Origin of the sequence: Halobacterium sp. MBLA0001 (assembly GCF_049705385.1) — an archaeon.
GTDB lineage: Archaea > Halobacteriota > Halobacteria > Halobacteriales > Halobacteriaceae > Halobacterium > Halobacterium salinarum.
This window is the reverse complement of record NZ_JBNAMQ010000007.1, coordinates 231,799-248,565: the sequence shown is the minus strand read 5'-3', so window position 1 is coordinate 248,565 and position 16,767 is coordinate 231,799. Positions and strand designations below refer to the sequence as shown.

The 16,767-nt window shown below is 69.0% G+C and carries 18 protein-coding genes; 11 read left to right on the top strand and 7 right to left on the bottom strand.

The genetic code is table 11. The annotated features are described in order from the left end of the window. Window position 1: 1 nt before the first annotated feature. A complete protein-coding gene (locus tag ACOZ32_RS02525; RefSeq protein ID WP_010903565.1) occupies window positions 2–1,477 on the bottom strand; it encodes a Na+/H+ antiporter NhaC family protein in 1,476 nt (491 codons plus the stop codon). A 131-nt stretch (window positions 1,478–1,608) separates the two neighbouring features. Here ACOZ32_RS02525 and ACOZ32_RS02520 point away from each other — a divergent pair, with 131 nt between their 5' ends. After that, window positions 1,609–2,535, top strand: coding sequence for a branched-chain amino acid transaminase (locus ACOZ32_RS02520; protein WP_010903564.1), 927 nt, complete (start codon window positions 1,609–1,611; stop codon window positions 2,533–2,535). Window positions 2,536–2,572: 37 nt separating this feature from the next. Here ACOZ32_RS02520 and ACOZ32_RS02515 read toward each other — a convergent pair whose 3' ends face one another. Then, the gene (locus ACOZ32_RS02515; protein ID WP_010903563.1) at window positions 2,573–3,190 is read right to left on the bottom strand and encodes a DUF502 domain-containing protein; all 618 of its coding nucleotides are present in this window, start codon (window positions 3,188–3,190) and stop codon (window positions 2,573–2,575) included. A 71-nt stretch (window positions 3,191–3,261) separates the two neighbouring features. Beyond that, a complete protein-coding gene (locus ACOZ32_RS02510; RefSeq protein ID WP_285271213.1) occupies window positions 3,262–4,101 on the bottom strand; it encodes a proline dehydrogenase in 840 nt (279 codons plus the stop codon). Window positions 4,102–4,186: 85 nt separating this feature from the next. Between ACOZ32_RS02510 and ACOZ32_RS02505 the strand changes: the two genes are divergently transcribed. The 6 genes from ACOZ32_RS02505 (at window position 4,187) to ACOZ32_RS02480 (ending at window position 9,169) form a co-directional block, all read left to right on the top strand. Then, complete coding sequence (locus ACOZ32_RS02505; protein ID WP_235157433.1) at window positions 4,187–4,732, top strand: CDP-2,3-bis-(O-geranylgeranyl)-sn-glycerol synthase; 546 nt, start codon at window positions 4,187–4,189, stop codon at window positions 4,730–4,732. Between the two features lie 55 nt (window positions 4,733–4,787). After that, window positions 4,788–5,315, top strand: a complete 528-nt coding sequence (gene pyrE / locus ACOZ32_RS02500; protein ID WP_010903560.1) for an orotate phosphoribosyltransferase — start codon at window positions 4,788–4,790, stop codon at window positions 5,313–5,315. 78 nt (window positions 5,316–5,393) lie between these two features. Next, window positions 5,394–6,113, top strand: coding sequence for a phosphoribosyltransferase family protein (locus tag ACOZ32_RS02495; protein ID WP_010903559.1), 720 nt, complete (start codon window positions 5,394–5,396; stop codon window positions 6,111–6,113). Window positions 6,114–6,231: 118 nt separating this feature from the next. Then, window positions 6,232–7,668 carry an NCS2 family permease gene (locus tag ACOZ32_RS02490; RefSeq protein ID WP_010903558.1) on the top strand — a complete coding sequence of 479 codons (1,437 nt, stop codon included), beginning with the start codon at window positions 6,232–6,234 and terminating at the stop codon, window positions 7,666–7,668. 65 nt (window positions 7,669–7,733) lie between these two features. Continuing rightward, entirely contained in the window at window positions 7,734–7,979 is a 246-nt protein-coding gene (locus ACOZ32_RS02485) for a glutaredoxin family protein (RefSeq protein WP_010903557.1), read from the top strand. A 59-nt stretch (window positions 7,980–8,038) separates the two neighbouring features. Continuing rightward, complete coding sequence (locus ACOZ32_RS02480) at window positions 8,039–9,169, top strand: mechanosensitive ion channel family protein (RefSeq protein ID WP_235218940.1); 1,131 nt, start codon at window positions 8,039–8,041, stop codon at window positions 9,167–9,169. Here ACOZ32_RS02480 and ACOZ32_RS02475 read toward each other — a convergent pair. After that, window positions 9,166–10,128: a transcriptional regulator gene (locus ACOZ32_RS02475; protein ID WP_012289434.1), complete on the bottom strand. Its 963-nt coding sequence runs from the start codon at window positions 10,126–10,128 to the stop codon at window positions 9,166–9,168. The genes ACOZ32_RS02480 and ACOZ32_RS02475 overlap by 4 nt on opposite strands. A gap of 133 nt (window positions 10,129–10,261) precedes the next feature. Here ACOZ32_RS02475 and ACOZ32_RS02470 point away from each other — a divergent pair, with 133 nt between their 5' ends. Further along, window positions 10,262–11,524 carry a tRNA(Ile)(2)-agmatinylcytidine synthase gene (locus tag ACOZ32_RS02470; RefSeq protein WP_205251103.1) on the top strand — a complete coding sequence of 421 codons (1,263 nt, stop codon included), beginning with the start codon at window positions 10,262–10,264 and terminating at the stop codon, window positions 11,522–11,524. A gap of 77 nt (window positions 11,525–11,601) precedes the next feature. Then, complete coding sequence (locus ACOZ32_RS02465; RefSeq protein WP_010903553.1) at window positions 11,602–11,823, top strand: DUF7511 domain-containing protein; 222 nt, start codon at window positions 11,602–11,604, stop codon at window positions 11,821–11,823. On the opposite strand, the gene ACOZ32_RS02460 is transcribed toward ACOZ32_RS02465, so the two are convergent. Next, on the bottom strand, window positions 11,820–12,911 hold the full coding sequence (locus tag ACOZ32_RS02460) for a threonine synthase (protein ID WP_010903552.1): 1,092 nt from the start codon (window positions 12,909–12,911) through the stop codon (window positions 11,820–11,822). The genes ACOZ32_RS02465 and ACOZ32_RS02460 overlap by 4 nt on opposite strands. A gap of 45 nt (window positions 12,912–12,956) precedes the next feature. Continuing rightward, window positions 12,957–13,913, bottom strand: a complete 957-nt coding sequence (locus ACOZ32_RS02455; protein ID WP_010903551.1) for a succinylglutamate desuccinylase/aspartoacylase family protein — start codon at window positions 13,911–13,913, stop codon at window positions 12,957–12,959. A gap of 85 nt (window positions 13,914–13,998) precedes the next feature. On the opposite strand from ACOZ32_RS02455, the gene ACOZ32_RS02450 reads away from it, so the two are divergent. Beyond that, window positions 13,999–14,268 (top strand): DUF7536 family protein, encoded by a 270-nt coding sequence (locus ACOZ32_RS02450; protein ID WP_010903550.1) that lies wholly within the window; start codon window positions 13,999–14,001, stop codon window positions 14,266–14,268. Here the strand turns inward: ACOZ32_RS02450 and ACOZ32_RS02445 are convergent. Then, a complete protein-coding gene (locus ACOZ32_RS02445; protein ID WP_010903549.1) occupies window positions 14,265–15,521 on the bottom strand; it encodes a potassium channel family protein in 1,257 nt (418 codons plus the stop codon). The two genes, ACOZ32_RS02450 and ACOZ32_RS02445, sit on opposite strands and share 4 nt — an antisense overlap. Before the next feature lie 110 nt (window positions 15,522–15,631). Between ACOZ32_RS02445 and citZ the strand changes: the two genes are divergently transcribed. Further along, window positions 15,632–16,762 (top strand): citrate synthase, encoded by a 1,131-nt coding sequence (citZ, locus tag ACOZ32_RS02440; protein ID WP_285254974.1) that lies wholly within the window; start codon window positions 15,632–15,634, stop codon window positions 16,760–16,762. The last annotated feature ends 5 nt before the right edge of the window (window positions 16,763–16,767 follow it).

Here is a 16,767-nt window from a genome sequence, read left to right as displayed (position 1 = left end):
GTCAGTCGTCGTCAGTTGCGGCCGCGTTGGCGGCCGGGGCGGCGGGCTGCGTGGCCGAACCCGCGCGGTCGTAGCCGCGGCCCGCAAGCACCAGCCCGAACAGCACCAGCGGCGAGAGGATGCCGAAGAAGTAGTACGGCGCCCACCACCACGAGATGGCTCCGGGCTGGCTGGTGTAGAGCGCGCCCGTCATGAACACGGCACCGGCGTGCCACGGGAAGAACGGCCCCGTGGGTGTGCCGGCGGCCTCGACCGCCCGTGAGAGGTCGCGCTCGTTGAGGTCGTATTCGTCGTAGAGCGTGCGGAGGCTGACGCTCGGAACGACGATGCTCATGTACTGTTGGGCGGAGAACGCGTTCGTCGCGATGGCGGCGACACCGGTGCCGGCGACCAGCGATTCGGGCGACCAGATGGCGCGCGTCAGGTGGTGGGTGAGCGTCGGGAGGACGCCGGTGCGTTCGAGCAGGCCGCCGAGCGAGAGCGCCGCGACGACGACCGCGATCGTCCACGCGGACCCGGCGATGCCGCCCGTGGTGAGCAAGTTGTTGACCAGTTCACTCCCGGTCTCGGGGGTGGTGCCGTTGAGGAAGATGTCCCACGCGGCGGTGAACGAGGCGCCTTGGACGGCGATCGTGGTGAGCGCGCCGGCGAACACGCCCGCGACCAGCGAGGGGAGCGCCGGGTAGCCGCGGAACGCCAGGCCGAACGTGACGACCAGCGGCAGGAACACCAGCGGGCCGAGCGCGTAACTGCCGGCGAGGGGGCCGCTGATCGCGGTGACGTTCGCGGCACCGCCATCGACGATGAGCACGCCCAGCACCGCGTACGCGAGCACGGAGAGGCCGAACGCGATGGCGGTCCCGAGTCGCATGCCGTTGATGTGGTCGTAGAGGTCGGCGTTCGTGACGGCCGCGGCGAGGTTCGTGGTGTCCGACAGCGGGCTCTGTTTGTCGCCGGCGTAGGCCCCGGAGACGATCGCGCCGGCGGTCATTGGTAGCGGGATGCCCAGCCCGGAGCCGATGCCGACGAACGCGACGCCGAGCGTACCCACGGTGGTCCACGAGGAGCCGATGGCGAACGCGACGACGGCGGCGAGGATCGCCGTCACCGGGAGGAAGACCGCGGGCGTGAGCGCCCCCAGGCCGTAGTACATCAACCCGGGGATGGTGCCGGCGCTGGTCCACGTCGCGATGAGCCCGTAGATGACGAACAGGATCAGGATGGCTTGCAGCCCCATCCTGAGGCCGGCCAGCGCGGCGTCGGAGACGCGTTCCCAGTCGTAGCCCAGGTGGTAGCGCGCGAACAGCCCGGTGAACGTGATGCTCCAGAGGAGCGGCGCGTGTGGCGCAAGCCCGAGGTAGCCCGAGCCGACGCCGAGCGAGACGACGACAACCAGCACGGGAACCAGCGCCTCGGTCAGCGTCGGCTTCCGTGCGTCGTCGATGTCCTCGTAGGCAAGCGGCGTGAAGTCGCTCATCACCCACCGATAATTCACATCGGTAATTAAGCTCTACGGTTAGATTATCTCAGGACATTCTTGCCGGTGTCCAGACGCGTCGGGGATCCGTCACTCGTGGTTTTATCACCGATCAGTTCGTCAGTCCGCACATGCCCAGTTTCAGTGAGATGGACGTCGACACCATCTGGATGGACGGCGAGTTCGTCGACTGGGAGGACGCACAAGTACACGTCCTCACCCACGCACTCCACTACGGGTCCGGCATCTTCGAGGGGGTCCGTGTCTACGACACCGACAACGGCCCCGCGATCTTCCGGTGGGACGACCACCTCCAGCGGTTCTACGAATCGGCGAAACCCTACGACCTCGACATCGAGTTCACGCCCGACGAACTCACCGACGCCACCGTCGAGCTCATCCAGCGCCAAGACCTCGGGTCCTGTTACATCCGCCCGCTGGCGTACTACGGCTACGAATCACTCGGCGTCTCCCCCGGCGACTGCCCGACCGACGTCGCCATCGCCGCCTGGCCGTGGGGCGCGTACCTCGGCGACGACGCCCTCGAAAACGGCGTCGACGTGATGGTGTCGACGTGGCGCAAGCACGCCTCCAGTCAGATCCCGACGAACGCCAAAACCACCGGCCTCTACGTCAACAGCATGCTCGCCGGCGAGGAAGCCCGGCGCAACGGCTTCACCGAAGCCATCGTCCTCAACAAAGAGGGCAACGTCGCGGAAGGCCCCGGCGAGAACATCTTCCTCGTGCGCGACGGCGAACTCTTCACGCCCGGCCTCTCCGAGAGCATCCTCGACGGCATCACCCGCGACACCGTCATCACGCTCGCCGAGGAGCGCGGCTACACCGTCCACGACGACGTCTCGATCTCGCGTGGCGAACTCCACACCGCCGACGAGCTCTTCTTCACCGGCTCCGCCGCCGAAGTCACGCCGATCAAGCAAGTCGACAACGTCGAAATCGGCTCCGGAACCCGCGGCCCGGTCACCGAAGAGCTCCAGACCGCGTTCTTCGACCTCGTGGAGGCCGGCGACCGCGAGGAGTGGTTCCACTACGTCTGAAGCCGCCAGCGAGACCCGCCTGAACCGACCGCCGCGATCATTCCTCGTTTTCGTCGTCGTCGTCCTCCGGGAGCAGCTCGTCGATCGCCACCTCGCTGTCGTCGTTCTCGCCGAACCCGGCGCTCAGCACGCGCGTCAACGCGTCCTCGACGCCTTCGTCCGTCTCCTCCAGGTCCTCGGGCTCGACTTCCATCACGAACCCCGTGGTGATGTTCGGCGCGGTCGGCATGAACACCACCTCCCGGCCGTCCGGGGCTTTCTTGCCGGTCTTGAACGCGGTCAGTCGCATCCCCGGCCACGGCTCCACGCGCACCGGCTGCTGGAACTCCCCGGTACCGTCGGACAACACGGTCTCGACGGCCATCTTCGAGGCGTTGTACACGATCCGCAACACCGGCAGCCGGTTCATCACGTAATCGATGAGTGCCTCCAGAATGCTGCCCGCGGCCGTCCGCATCAGGTATCCCACCGAGAACACGATCAGCACGAACACCGCAAGCGTCGCGGCGACCGCCTGGTACTGCGTGTCGGTCAACTGCGTAAACAGGGTGATGTTCGAGAGCAATCCGAACAGCCAGTAGATCACGTACAGCGTCACCACGATCGGAACGAGAACGATCAGCCCGCTTGCGAAGTCCCGCTTCCAGGAACCCATATAGTATAGTTCAGAAACCGGTCACGTATAGTGATTTCGAGGCGTCACAGCGCCGCTAAACCCCCACTAAACTACCGTCCGAGGACCGCACGGAGCGCGAACACAAGGTTTTCCTTGCGCTCCATGGCTCGCCGATAGAAATACGAGAACCACTTGCCACCGTAGGGCACGTACTGGTAGGTGGGGACCCCCGTGGCAGCCAACTCCGTCTGTGCGTCCTCCCGGATCCCCATCAGCATCTGCACCTCGTAGTCGGTGCCGTACTCCTCGTGGAGCTCGGCGGCGTACGAGATCATCGCCGGATCGTGGCTGCCCACCGCCACGCCGTCGTCGAACTCCCGGAACATGAACTCCAGGTGTGTCCGGTACGCCTCGTTGACATCGGGTTTGTCCTGGTAGGCTACGTCGTCGGGCTCGTCGTATGCGCCCTTCACGAGCCGCACCTTCCCCGGCACGTCCGCCAGCCGGTCGAGGTCCTGCTCGGTGCGCTTTAAGTTCGCCTGCACACACAACCCCATGTTCCCGGCGTGGGTCCGGGCCAGCGACTCGAAGGTGTCCATCGTCGCGTCCGTCGTCTCGTGGTCCTCCATGTCGACCCACGCGAACACGTCGTGGTCGGCGGCCGCCGCCGCGATGGTTTCGAGGTTCTCCGCAAACACCTCGGGGCTGACGTCTAGTCCGATCTGGGAGGGCTTCACCGACACACAGGCGTCCACGTCGCTGTCACCGACGTCGGCCACGAGTCGCCGGTAGGCCGCCGCGTCCTCGTCGGCCGGCGGGCGCTCGTGGTAATGCTCGCCCAGCAGGTTCAGGATCGCCGTCACGCCGCGATCGTTCAGGTCCGCGGCGTACTCGATGGCTTCGGCCGGCGTCTCCCCCGCGACGAACCGGTTCGCGATGGGTGGTATCATACCAACCTCTCGTTCTCCACATGTCTTAAACACCCGGCCTCTCGGAATCCGCGGCTTTTTGCCGGGCGCGCGACCACCGACCCGCATGGACCTGGTCGGCACCGTTGTCGTCGCCGTGTGGGCGATGTTGCCCGCGTACGTCCCGAACAACGCCGCCGTGCTCGCGGGCGGCGGCCGCCCCATCGACGGCGGGCGCAGCCTCGGTGATCGCCGCCTCCTCGGCGACGGGAAAACGTGGCGTGGCACCGCCGTCGGCACCGCCGCCGGCGTCGCGCTCGCCGTCGCGCTCAACGCGCTCCGGCCGGCCGCCGCCGACGCCCTCGGCGTCGTGCTGCCCGCGTTCCCGCCCGCGGCGATGGGCACGCTCGCGTTCGGGGCGATGGTCGGCGACATCGCCGCCTCCTTCCTGAAGCGCCGTACCGGCCGCCAGCGCGGGGCCGCCTTCCCGGTCGTCGACCAGCTGGACTTCGTCGTCGTCGCGCTCGCGCTCACCGCGCTTGCGGTCCCCGCGTGGGTCGGCGACACCTTCGGGCTGCCCGTGCTCGTCACCGTCGCCGTCCTCACGCCGGCCCTCCATCTCCTCACCAACGGCATCGCGTACGCCCTCGGCGTCAAGGACGAACCCTGGTAGCGGGCCGCCGCCCGGACCGGGGGGCTTTTGTCCCGCCGGCACCCCGTTTGCGTCGATGAGTGCAACTGACGACCTCGTGTCCGCACTCCGGGCCGCGGACGCGGTGCAGTTCGGCGAGTTCGAGCTCTCACACGGCGGCACGTCGGAGTACTACGTCGACAAATATCTCTTCGAGACCGACCCCGAGTGTCTGTCGGCCATCGCCGCGGCGTTCGCCGACCGCATCGACGAGGACACGACGCTCGCGGGCGTCGCGCTGGGCGGCGTGCCCCTGGCCGCCGCGACCGCCACCGAGGCCGGCGTACCGTACGTCATCGCGCGCAAGCAGGCCAAAGAGTACGGCACCGCCAACCGCATCGAGGGCCGGCTCGACGACGGCGAGGAGGTCGTGGTCGTCGAGGACATCGCGACCACGGGCCAGTCGGCCGTCGACGCCGTCGACGCCCTCCGGGACGCCGGCGCGACCGTGAACCGCGCGCTCATCGTCGTGGACCGCGAGGAGGGCGGGCGCGAACTGTTGGCCGAGCACGGCGTGGAAATGGCGGCACTCGTCACCGCCAGCGACCTCTTGGACGCCGAGTAACCCGGCTGTCAGGGTTGAGCACGGTCCGCCTGCGCCCCGCTTCGCGGTATTCAAGTTTGTGGAACCGTGTGGGTCGGTATGAACCGAGCTGAGAAAGCCACTCTCCAACTGCAGGCAGTCGACGTTCTCCGCACCCTCAAGGAGACCCGCACCTACGACGAGCTGTCCGCCGACACCGGACTCCCCGCCGGCGACCTGAACCGCTACGTCAACGGCCACGTGTTGCCAAGCGCCGACCGCGCCCGTGAGGTCGTCCAGAACGCCGGCGCGGACCTCCTCCAGGCGGAACTCGCGGCCCGCGTGCACGTCGACGACGACGGCTACGTTGACAACTCCGGGATCGTCTTCGACCAGTCGTTTCTCGAACTGGTCGCGCCCGTCGCCGCCGAAACGTTCGACTTCGACGCGCCCGACGTGGTGCTGACGGCCGCCACCGACGGGATCACGCTGGCGGCGGCGCTGGCTGGCTACTACGGCGCCGACTGCGCGTACGCCAAGCAGTCCAAGGAAACCGCCGTCGAGGAGTTCGTCGAAGCCCGCCAACGCCTCGAATCCGGCATCGAGTTCACGTACTATCTGCCGGCGTCGGCGCTCGACGACGGTGACACCGTGCTCGTCGTCGACGACCTCATCCGATCGGGGGAGACCCAGGAGCTGCTGTTGGACATCGCCGACGCCGCCGGCGCGGACGTGACCGGCGTGTTCGCGCTCATCGCCGCCGGGGAAACCGGCGTCGACCGTGCCCGGGAACGCACCGACGCCCCGGTCGGCGCGCTCACCGATCTGGACGACCTCTAGCCGGATTCTATCCGTAATTGTGCATTATTTTCACCACAAACTCCCATAAGCAACCACGAACGTCGAACGTGTACAACAAGGCTCAAGTACGTCCTGGGGATGTGGCCACACGTGCATCATGGGGCTCGCTGAGTACTTCGGATTCGACGACCACGACACCGACCTGCGGACGGAACTCGTCGCCGGGCTGACCACGTTTCTGGCGATGTCGTACATCGTCCTGGTCAACCCCGTCGTCATGACACAACGCACGACGGCCGGCGAGGTCGTCAAACCCGGCATCGCGCTGGCGAACTACAGCCACGACCAAACCGTCCAAATGCTGGCGGTCGTCACGCTCCTGGCGTCCGGCGTCGCCATGCTCGTCATGGCGTTCTACGCCAACCGCCCGTTCGCGCTCGCGCCCGGCCTGGGCCTCAACGCCTTCTTCGCGTTCACCGTCGTCGGCACGCTCGGCGTCCCCTGGCAGACCGCGCTCGCCGCCGTCTTCACCGAGGGGCTGCTGTTCATCGTGCTCACGGCCGTCGGCGCGCGCGAATACGTCATCACACTGTTCCCCGAACCGGTCAAGCTCGCGGTCGGAACCGGCATCGGGCTGTACCTCGCGATCATCGGCCTCGAAGCCATGGGCATCGTCGTCGGCGACGCCGGCACCATCCTCGCGCTCGGCAACCTCGCGCAGAACCCCGTCGCCGTCGTCTCCATTCTGGGCCTGTTTTTCACCATCGCGCTCCACGCCCGCGGCGTCACCGGCAGCATCGTCCTGGGCATCATCGCGACCGCCGCCACCGGCGGCGTGCTCACGTTCGCCGGCGTCGTCGACCCCGGCGTCCTCATCGGGGACTTCGTCCGCACCGGCGGCATCGCCACCCAGCGCCTCCCACACGCCCAATACGACATCACGCCGCTCGTCGGCGCGTTCCTCGCCGGCTTCCAGGACATCGACGCGTTCAGCTTCGCGCTCATCGTGTTCACGTTCTTCTTCGTGGACTTCTTCGACACCGCCGGCACGCTCGTCGGCGTCGGCCAAGCCGGCGGCTTCCTGAACACCGACGGCAACCTCCCCGACGCCGACGAACCGCTGATGGCTGACGCCATCGGCACCACCTTCGGCGCGATCATCGGCACCTCCACGGTCACCACCTACATCGAATCCGCGACCGGCGTCGAGGAAGGCGGCCGCACCGGCATGGTCGCGCTCGTCGTCGCCGTCCTGTTTTTCCTGTCGCTGCTGGTCGTCCCGCTTGCCGCCGCCATCCCCCAGTACGCCAGCCACATCGCGCTCGTCGTCGTCGCGTTGCTGATGCTCGCGAACGTCACGGCGATCGACTGGGATGACATCACGCACTCCATTCCCGCCGGCCTCACCATCATCGTGATGCCGTTCACGTACTCCATCGCGTACGGCATCGCCGCCGGCATCGTCTCCTACCCCGTCGTCAAGGTCGCCACCGGCGACGCCGACGAGGTCGCCATCGGCCAGTGGCTGCTGGCCGCCGCGTTCATCGTCTACTTCTACGTCCGCACCAGCGGCGTCCTCGCCGCCGCCGTCTGATCCGCGAACCGGCTGTTCCTGCTCGGTCCACCGCACTCTTCACTCGCTGCCCCGTATACTGGTGTATGTCGCTGGAACTCTACAAGCTCCCGGGCTGCCCGTACTGCGCGAAAGTCGAAACGAAACTCGACGAGCTCGGCCTCGACTACGTCGAACACGAGGTCCCCAGCTCGCACAGCGACCGTGACGCCGTCGAATCGGTCAGCGGACAGACCGGCGTGCCGGTGCTCGTCGACCCCGACCACGACATCGACGGCATGCCCGAAAGCGACGACATCGTCGCCCACCTCGAACAGCACTACGCCGAGTAACTGCCCGCTGGCAGGTGCCACTGACTTTTTGAGCACCGCGCGCGTCAATCGGCACATCCGTGCGCGTGGCTCACCGAGTGCAGTCGATCATCGACGCGTTGGCATCGACACAGGCACGCTTCGCCGTCACCGCGGCGCTCGCCGTCGTCGCGGTCGGTGCCGCGTGGCTGGTCGCCCCCCGCATCATTCGCGGCGTCCACCGCCAGCTCACCGCTCGCGTGCTCACCGACGACCGCATCCCCGGCGACCCCACGGCGTTCTCGATCGACTTCCCGACCGGGATCGTCGTCAGACTGACTCAGGCGGTGCTGCTCGCGGCCGCCGCGCTGCTGGCGCTTCTCGTCTGGGGGTACGTCGACCTCGTCATGCTGGCGGTGGCGAGCCTCGCCGACCTGCTGCCCGTGGCCGTCCGGCTCGCGGTCACGATCGGGATCGCCGGAGCCGCCCTGGTCACTCTCGACGTGGTCGACGCACGCATCACCGCCTACGCCGAGGCCTCCGACACCCTCACCCAACACCAACAGGGCGTCGTATTCCGCGTGTTACAGATCACCGTGCTCGTCGCCGCCGGGATCGCCGCGCTCACGATCTGGGGGGTCGATCCCAGTGGCCTCCTCGTCGGCGCGGGGTTCCTCGGGATCGTCATCGGCACCGCCGCCCGCACCACCATCGGCTCGCTCATCGCCGGGCTCGTGTTGATGGTCGCGCGCCCCTTCGAGATCGGCGACTGGATCGCGCTCGCCGACGCCGAGGGCACCGTCACCGACATCACCGTGGTCAACACCCGCGTCCGCAACCCCAGCGGCGAGGAGGTGGTGATCCCCAACGAGAACGTGTTGAACGCGACGATCACGAACCGCACGAGCCTCGACCGGCTTCGGCTCTCCGTTGCCGTCGGCGTCGACTACGACGCCGACATCGAAACCGCCGAGGACGTCATCGAGGACGCGATCACCGACGTGTCGCGGATCCTCGATACGCCGGCCCCGCAGGTCGTGCCGACGGCGCTCGGTGACTCCGCGATCGTCCTGGAGTGTCGGTTCTGGATCACCCACCCGAGTCCCGCCAAACGCAGCATGGCAACCGCGGCGGTCGTGCGCGCGGTGAAAACAGCCCTCGACGACGCCGACATCGACATCCCGTACCCCCACCGCCAGCTCCTCACCGAGGACGACAGCCTCCAGGCTTAGGCCTCCTGGAGGTCGCCGCGGTCGGCCAGCAGATCCCGGAGGTCCTCGGAGTCGTCGACGTTCGCCAGCTCCTCGCGCTCCACGATCGCGGTGTCGTCGACGGACTCCCGGCCGGCCTCGTCGACGACGTACACCGCCCGCGTGTGCGTGACCTCGCCGACGGAGCTCATGATGCGGGCGCGCTTGACGGCGGCCTCGGTGAACGCCGAGTGCCCGGTCAGCAGCCGGTCGTGGCCCGCGCCCGCCTCCCCGACCGCTTTGAACGGCGCTTGCACCGTCGGATGCACTTCGAACCCCACTCGCGCGAGCACGGACAACACGGGCACGTCCTCGGGGGCCGCCTCCGGATCGTCCGGGGTCGGATCCGTGTCCCGGACGTCTTCGGCGCCGTCCATCACGTCGACCGGTGCCGTGAGCTCACCCCCGAAGAGGTCCTCCAGGCGCATCGCCACCTCGATGCTCGCGTTCATTCCGTCCTCGTATTTCGAGACCGTGCGCCGTGACACGCCGAGCTCGCTGGCGAGCTGGCCGAGGCTCAACCGTTCGTCCTCGCGGCGGTCCGCGAGCACGTCGCCGTCGATGTTCACGTACAGCCCGCCGGGTGCCGCGTACACGAGCGGCGGGATCCCGTCGACGAACAGTTCCATCGCCGTATCGGGGTTGAACACGGGGACGCCGTGGCGGAAGTACACCACCCCCGGATCGAGGTCTTCGTCGCGCGTTCGCAGTCCCACGACCAGTGGCGTCGCGTGGAGATACGTTCCCAGCCGCCGCATCTCGGCGCCCGTCTCAGCGTCGAAGGCGTCGATGTTCACGAGGACCTTCATCAACACCACGTCGCTGCCGCGCCGCGCGGCGACGTCGAAGCTCTTGGGCCGCGTCGCACACCGGTCGCTCACCGAAAAGCCCGCGTCTGCGAGCATCGCGGTGACGTTCTCGATGAGAGCCGACCGTGACATACCACGGTGATAGGTCTTTGCCACCATATATGCGTTGTGACGGTGCCAGCGCCGCTGGCCCTGTTTCTACTCCGCGCTCGGTTCGGCCGCCGTGACCGCAACGTCGAAGACGGCCACCCGCGTAGGGCGCGCCATGACCGTCGTGGCGCTGGACGACACGGACTCCCGGACCGCGGGGATGTGTACGACGTACGCCGCCCACCTCGTCGCCGAGGAACTCCGGGCCGCCGGCTGCACCGTCCACCGCGTGCTCCTCGTGCGCCTGAACCCCGCGGTCGCGTACAAGACCCGCGGGAACGCCGCCCTCGCCGTGCACGCCGACGTGGACCCGCAGGTCGGCTTCGACACCGCGCGACGGATCGTCGACGCGCACGCCGAGACCGACGACGACCGCACCAACCCCGGGGTCGTCGTCGCTCACGACGCCGACGCGCCGGCTCCGGTCGCCGCGTTCGCCCACCGCGCGCTCCGCGCCGACATCGACCCCGCCGACGCCGCGGCGCTGGCGGCCGCCCACGGCTACCGAACCGCCGGCTGGGGGACCGGCCGCGGCGTCGTGGGCGCGCTGGCCGCCGTCGGCGCGTGGACGGCGTTCTCCGACTGGACCTACGAGTGCATCCAGTATCGCCCCCGCGACCGCTGGGGAACCACCCGGCGTGTCGACGCCGACAGCGTGTTCGCTGCCGCCGACGACGCCTACCCCGCCGCCTGGGACACCGTCGACCACGTCGAGGACGACCTCGTCTGCGTGCCACACACGCCGGGGCCGATCCTCTACGGCATCCGGGGCGACGACGCCGACGCGGTCCAGGCCGTCGCCGCCGACATCGACAGCGAGCCGCCCCACGCGCGCGAGCTGTTCGTCACCAACCAGGGCACCGACGCCCACCTCGCCGACGCACCGCTTGCGGACGCCCGCGACGGCCGCGGCTACCGCGTCGAGGGCGTCGTTGCCGACCACCCCGAAACCCGGGAGGGCGGCCACGTGTTCGTGCCGATCACCGACGGCGAGGCGACGCTGGCCTGTGTGGCGTTCGAACCCACCAAGCGGTTCCGCGACCACGTCCGCAACCTCCGCCCCGGCGACCGCATCACCGCCTGCGGGGAGGTCGCCGACGGCACGCTCAAACTGGAGAAGTTCGCCGTGCGCGGCCTCACACGCACCACGCCGACGACCCCGGTGTGTCCGGACTGCGGGACGACCATGGAGAGCGCGGGCGCAACCCAAGGCTACCGGTGCCGGGACTGCTCGACGACCGCCCCCGGGACCGCCCACCGGCTCATCGAGCGCGCGCTTGACCCCGGCTGGTACGAGGTGCCGCCGTGCGCGCGCCGCCACATCGCACAGCCACTGGTCCGCGGTGACTGGGACGCGGCGGTTCATCCGGAGCGATAGATAAGTGTTTTACGGCGATTTTCGTGCAGCCGTAGTCCACCCCCACATTTTACCGTCTCGTTGTCGAAACTCCGCGTATGTCACCGGGCAGTCGCACTCACCGTGACGACGACGCCGTAACGCCGGACGAACAGCCGACGAGCGCTGCGTCCGGCCGAGTGCTCGCTCGGGTTGAAACGGCCACCGACGGCCACGAGGAGTGCACGCTGTTCCCCGCGGACGCCGACCCGGACACGCTCGTCACGACGTGGATCACCGCCGCCGACGACGCGTTTACCGCCCTCTCGGAGTGGCGTTAGGGCTTCTTCAGGCCGCTGCCGGTCAACGCAACGACCACGTCATCGCTGTCACCGACCACGCCGCGCGCTCGGTACGCCGCAAGCCCCGCGACAGCCACCGCACTCGTCGGCTCGACGTACAGCCCGGCCTCGTGCAGCGACGCCAGCGCGTCCGTGGTCGCTGACTCGTCACACGCCACCACGTCGCCGTCGGTCGCCGCCACCGCAGCCGCCACCTGATCCAGGCGGGCCGGCGACCGGATCTGAATCCCGTCGGCCGCCTCGTTGACCGCGTCTTCGTCCGATGCCGACCCGTTGACCGCCGCGGCGACCGGCTCCACGCCCGCCGCCTGCACGCCCAGCAGTCGTGGCATCGATTCGATCCAGCCGCCCGCGGCGAGCGCCCGAAACCCCCGGTACGCGCCCAACAGCAGCGTGCCGTGGCCGACGGGCACCACCACCGCGTCCGGCGCACGCCACCCCCGCTGGGCGGCGATCTCGTAGGCGACCGTCGCCGTCCCGGCGTAGAACGACGGCGACCACGCGTGGCTGGCGTACCACGCGTCGCTCCCGACGGCCTCGCTGACGCACGCCTCGGTCACCGCACGCCGTCCGCCCGCCACCGGCACGGTCGTCGCGCCGGCGGCCTCCATCGCGTCCAGCTTCGCCGCCGGGGCGTCCGCTGGCACGTAGATCTCCGCGTCGATGCCCGCCCGCGCGGCGTACTGCGCGACCGCCGCCCCGGCGTTCCCCGACGAATCCTCGACGACGCGATCCACACCCAGCGCCGCCGCCCGCGTCATCAGCACCGCCGCGCCGCGGTCCTTGTAGCTGCCCGACGGACACACGTAATCGAGTTTGAACTCGGCGTCCCACTCGGACGCCGACACCAACGGCGTCCACCCTTCCCCCAGCGACACGGCATCGTCGGCGGCCACCGGCAGGAACTCCGAGAACGCCCACAGCCCCGCCGTCGGATCGACCGCCGTCGGGTCCCCGGTCGCCCGTGGGCGCTCGGCGAAATCAACGGCGTGCTCACACGCCCGGCAGCGCCACGGCTCCTCGGGACCCGTCTCGTACGTCGCGCCACACGACCGGCACACAAGCATACGGTGTTCATCGCCGCCCCGCCACGTCAGCCCAGCGGTGTCGCGCTAGTACGTGTCCACCCGCGCCCCCACCGAACACACGTACTCGCCGGTCGCCACCTGGGGTTTGCGGCGGGACCGCCAGAAGATCCCGTTGCGGTCGGCGGTCACCGTCGCTTTCAGCATCCCGAACGGATCGGTCACGTCGAACAGCGCGTCCCCGGCGTCGACGCGATCCCCGAGCTCCACGGCGTAGTCCACGAGCCCGCCGGCCGGCGACCCATACCGGTCGAACTCGCGCGCGCGCACCTGCTCGGTCGTGTCCACGTCCCCATCCAGGAAGCCGTAATGCCGCAACACGTTGAACACGCCGGTGACGCCGTACTCGATGGAGTCGGCGTCCCACCCGACACACCCGCCGAGTTCGGGGTCGATGGTGGGCACGCCCGTGTTCGGTCCGGCGCGCGCGAGCTGCCCGTCGGGCCCCTTCTGATCGAGCACGTGGCCGGTGCCAAACACCTTCGCGAGCTCCAGGCACTGCGAGTGCAGGCGGTGGTGGCGGCCACACCGCACGCGCACCTCGTTGATCATCCGGGAGGTCGACCCCTGGTGGAGGTCGACGACGAGATCGGCGCTCTCGGCGGCCGTGAACGTCGCATGCGCGATGCGCTCGCTCGACGATCCATCGGCCGTCCCGGGGTACGCGCGGTTCAGCTTGGTGTCGTCGATGGGGTTGCGGTGTTCGGCCACCCGGAACGCGGGCAGGTTCGCGATGCCCACGATCAGGATCTCCCCCGCGATCTCCGCGGGGTCGAGTTGCGGGACGACGCGTCGCACCACACCCACGCCGTTGAGTTCGTCGCCGTCGCTCGCGGCCTGCATGTACAGCGTCTTGCCGTCCCGCGCGCCGTTCACGACCGCGACCGGCAACCCAAGCGTGGTGCCGTCGCGCGTCTCGCCGACCGTGAGGCGGCCACTGTCGAACTCCCCGGGTGCGGCCGACGCGGTGCCAAGGCTGGTCATTGTGTGTCGGTTCCACCGGCCGTCCCTTCAGCGATTCGGTCGCCGAACCAACGGGGCTAAAGCCCGGCCGCCACAACACCCGCCTATGCCAGAACGGCCCGGCGTACAGAACCTCCTGGACGCGCTGAACGTGGCCACGCAGGTCAAACGCGGCGCCGTCGTCGGCGCGCTCGTCGCGATCGGAACCTACTGGCTGTTCGTGGTGTCAGCCGGCGGCTCCGCCTACCCCACCCCGTATCTGGCCGGCATGGGGCTCGTGTTGGCGTTCACGGTCGCGATGTTCGCAACCGCCGTGTTCACGCTGGGCGCTGCCTACCGCGTCTCGAAGACGGTCGACATCCCGGACTCCGATTAAGCGCCGGCCAGCTCCCGCAGCTTCTGTGCGCCGCTGCGCGTCCCCTTCGCGAGCAACACGTCACCCGCCCGGACAGTGGTCTCCGGCCCCGGCTCGATCACCCACGCGTCCTCGGGGCTGCGGTGTCCGTCCCGGCTGCCCGCCGCCGCCACGTCACCGGTGTCCGGTGTGGCACCCCGTCGAACCGCGATGATTCGCATTCCGGTCCTGGTTTTCACGCGCTGGTCGCCGAGTGTCGTCCCCGGAAGCTCGCCGCCCGCGCCCACTGGCACCCGCACCACCACCTCGTCGGAGGCCTCGACGGCCTCCTGGACGACGATGTGGGTGTCAAGCCCACGGAGCACCCCCTCGCTGATCTCGACGGCGGCGTCGCTGATGACCTCCGTCGCCGTGGCGATCTGCATCAGCCCGCGCAGCGACACGGGATCGGCGATGTCCGTGGCGGCGCGCAGCGTCCACGCCTCGAACCGGGATTTCAGGGCGTCCACTTCCGCCTCCAACTCGACGACCTCCTCGGCCAGCCCGTCGTCGTCGAACAGCACCGCGCCGTACGCCAGATCGACGGCGAGCTCGCTCATGTTCTTCATCAACGCCACCGACGTGACCGCGCGCCCGAGGTCCGCGACCGCCGGCTCGCTGGGCGCCGGCGGGTCGTACGCCGTCCCCGTCACCGTCTCGTAGACGCCCTCGACGCCGGTCGTGGGACCCCGGAGCAGGAGCACGTCCGCGGGCCGCAGCGTCGTCTCGGGCCCCGGGTTCGGCAGCCAGTCGCCCGCGTCGCCGTCGCCGCGGCGGACGGCGATCACCCGCACGCCGGTGTTCGTCTCCAGGTCCACGTCGCCAAGCGTCCGGTCGGCGTACCGCGAGTCGGCCACCAACCGCCCCCGGACCAGTGACTCCGCGGCGTCGGGCAGCGCGCCCTGCATCGCGTCGGGCAGCCCCACGTCCTCGCGAACGACTTTCGCGATGTCGCCCGCGGCGTCGCTCATCTTCTCGGTCGCCGCCACCACCCCCAAGACGGGGGCAAGAGACTCGGCGTCAGCGGGGCTGCGTGCCGCCAATAGTAGCGTCATTCGCGCGCGCAACTGGAGCACGTCCATGCGCTTCTCCAGGCGGAGCACCTCGTCGGCGACGTTGTCGCTGCCGTGCAACACCGCCGAGAACGACAGATCGACGAGCAACTCGGCGGTGTCTTTCAGCTCCACGAGGAGGTCTTTCGCGCTCGCCGGCTCGTACTCGACGCGGCCACCCATACGCCCGGCTTCGCCCCCGGTTGCGTTAAACGTTGGCGTACTCGGCCCCGGGCGATTATTTCACACAAAAAACCGATACCCATTAGGACCGGCGTGGGTGAGCCTATAGCATGTCCGACGAACTCAAGAAGGGGCTCGAAGACGTGCTCGTGGCCGAATCCGACCTGAGCTTCATCGACGGCGACGCCGGCAAGCTCGTGTACTGCGGATACGCCATCGAGGACCTCGCGCGCACCGCCAGCTACGAGGAAGTGTTGTACCTGCTTTGGCACGGCGACCTCCCGACGCGATCCGAACTCGACGCCTTCCGGGCGGACATGGCGAGCCACCGCGAGATCGACGACGACGTCCTCGCGCTCGTCGAGAACCTCGCGGCCGCCGACGCCGACCCGATGGCCGCGCTCCGAACCGCCGCCTCGGCGCTGTCCGCGCACGACGACACCGCCGGCGGCTCGGATCCCGACGACGCCCGCGAGTCAGGGAAACGCATCACCGCGAAACTCCCCACCATCGTCGCGGCGTTCACGCGCCTCCGGAACGGCGACGACGTGGTCGCGCCCCGCGACGACCTCGGCCACGCCGCGAACTTCCTGTACATGCTGAACGGCGAGGCGCCCGACGACGTGCTCGCGGACGTCTTCGACCAGGCGCTGGTGTTGCACGCCGACCACGGCCTGAACGCGTCCACGTTCTCCGGGATGGTCACGGCAAGCACGCTGGCGGACGTCCACGCCGCGGTCACGTCCGCGATCGGCACGCTCTCGGGCAGCCTCCACGGCGGCGCGAACGCCAACGTCATGCGGATGCTCAAGGAGGTCGACGACAGCGACAAGGACCCGCTGTCCTGGGTCCAGGACGCCCTGGCGAACGGCGAGCGCGTGATGGGGTTCGGCCACCGCGTCTACAACGTCAAAGACCCCCGGGCGCGCATCCTCAGCGAGCGCAGCGAGGAGCTCGGTGCGGCCGCCGGCGACACCAAATGGTACGAGATGAGCGTCGCCATCGAGGATTACATGGCTGATGAGAAGGGCCTCGCGCCGAACGTTGATTTCTACTCGGCGTCGACGTACTACCAGATGGGGATCCCGGTCGACATCTACACGCCGATCTTCGCCATGTCCCGCGTCGGCGGCTGGGTCGGCCACGTCCTCGAACAGTACGACGACAATCGCCTCATCCGACCGCGCGCGCGATACGTGGGTGCCGAGGACCGCGACAGCACGCCCCTCGACGAGCGGTAACCGTC

Excerpts from the sequence above, each read along its gene's own strand:
- ACOZ32_RS02525 (WP_010903565.1), bottom strand. The coding sequence starts at position 1,477 with ATGAGCGACTTCACGCCGCTTGCCTACGAGGACATCGACGACGCACGG.
- ACOZ32_RS02520 (WP_010903564.1), top strand. The coding sequence starts at position 1,609 with ATGCCCAGTTTCAGTGAGATGGACGTCGACACCATCTGGATGGACGGC.
- ACOZ32_RS02515 (WP_010903563.1), bottom strand. The coding sequence starts at position 3,190 with ATGGGTTCCTGGAAGCGGGACTTCGCAAGCGGGCTGATCGTTCTCGTT.
- ACOZ32_RS02510 (WP_285271213.1), bottom strand. The coding sequence starts at position 4,101 with ATGATACCACCCATCGCGAACCGGTTCGTCGCGGGGGAGACGCCGGCC.
- ACOZ32_RS02505 (WP_235157433.1), top strand. The coding sequence starts at position 4,187 with ATGGACCTGGTCGGCACCGTTGTCGTCGCCGTGTGGGCGATGTTGCCC.
- pyrE (WP_010903560.1), top strand. The coding sequence starts at position 4,788 with ATGAGTGCAACTGACGACCTCGTGTCCGCACTCCGGGCCGCGGACGCG.
- ACOZ32_RS02495 (WP_010903559.1), top strand. The coding sequence starts at position 5,394 with ATGAACCGAGCTGAGAAAGCCACTCTCCAACTGCAGGCAGTCGACGTT.
- ACOZ32_RS02490 (WP_010903558.1), top strand. The coding sequence starts at position 6,232 with ATGGGGCTCGCTGAGTACTTCGGATTCGACGACCACGACACCGACCTG.
- ACOZ32_RS02485 (WP_010903557.1), top strand. The coding sequence starts at position 7,734 with ATGTCGCTGGAACTCTACAAGCTCCCGGGCTGCCCGTACTGCGCGAAA.
- ACOZ32_RS02475 (WP_012289434.1), bottom strand. The coding sequence starts at position 10,128 with ATGTCACGGTCGGCTCTCATCGAGAACGTCACCGCGATGCTCGCAGAC.
- ACOZ32_RS02470 (WP_205251103.1), top strand. The coding sequence starts at position 10,262 with ATGACCGTCGTGGCGCTGGACGACACGGACTCCCGGACCGCGGGGATG.
- ACOZ32_RS02465 (WP_010903553.1), top strand. The coding sequence starts at position 11,602 with ATGTCACCGGGCAGTCGCACTCACCGTGACGACGACGCCGTAACGCCG.
- ACOZ32_RS02460 (WP_010903552.1), bottom strand. The coding sequence starts at position 12,911 with ATGCTTGTGTGCCGGTCGTGTGGCGCGACGTACGAGACGGGTCCCGAG.
- ACOZ32_RS02455 (WP_010903551.1), bottom strand. The coding sequence starts at position 13,913 with ATGACCAGCCTTGGCACCGCGTCGGCCGCACCCGGGGAGTTCGACAGT.
- ACOZ32_RS02450 (WP_010903550.1), top strand. The coding sequence starts at position 13,999 with ATGCCAGAACGGCCCGGCGTACAGAACCTCCTGGACGCGCTGAACGTG.
- ACOZ32_RS02445 (WP_010903549.1), bottom strand. The coding sequence starts at position 15,521 with ATGGGTGGCCGCGTCGAGTACGAGCCGGCGAGCGCGAAAGACCTCCTC.
- citZ (WP_285254974.1), top strand. The coding sequence starts at position 15,632 with ATGTCCGACGAACTCAAGAAGGGGCTCGAAGACGTGCTCGTGGCCGAA.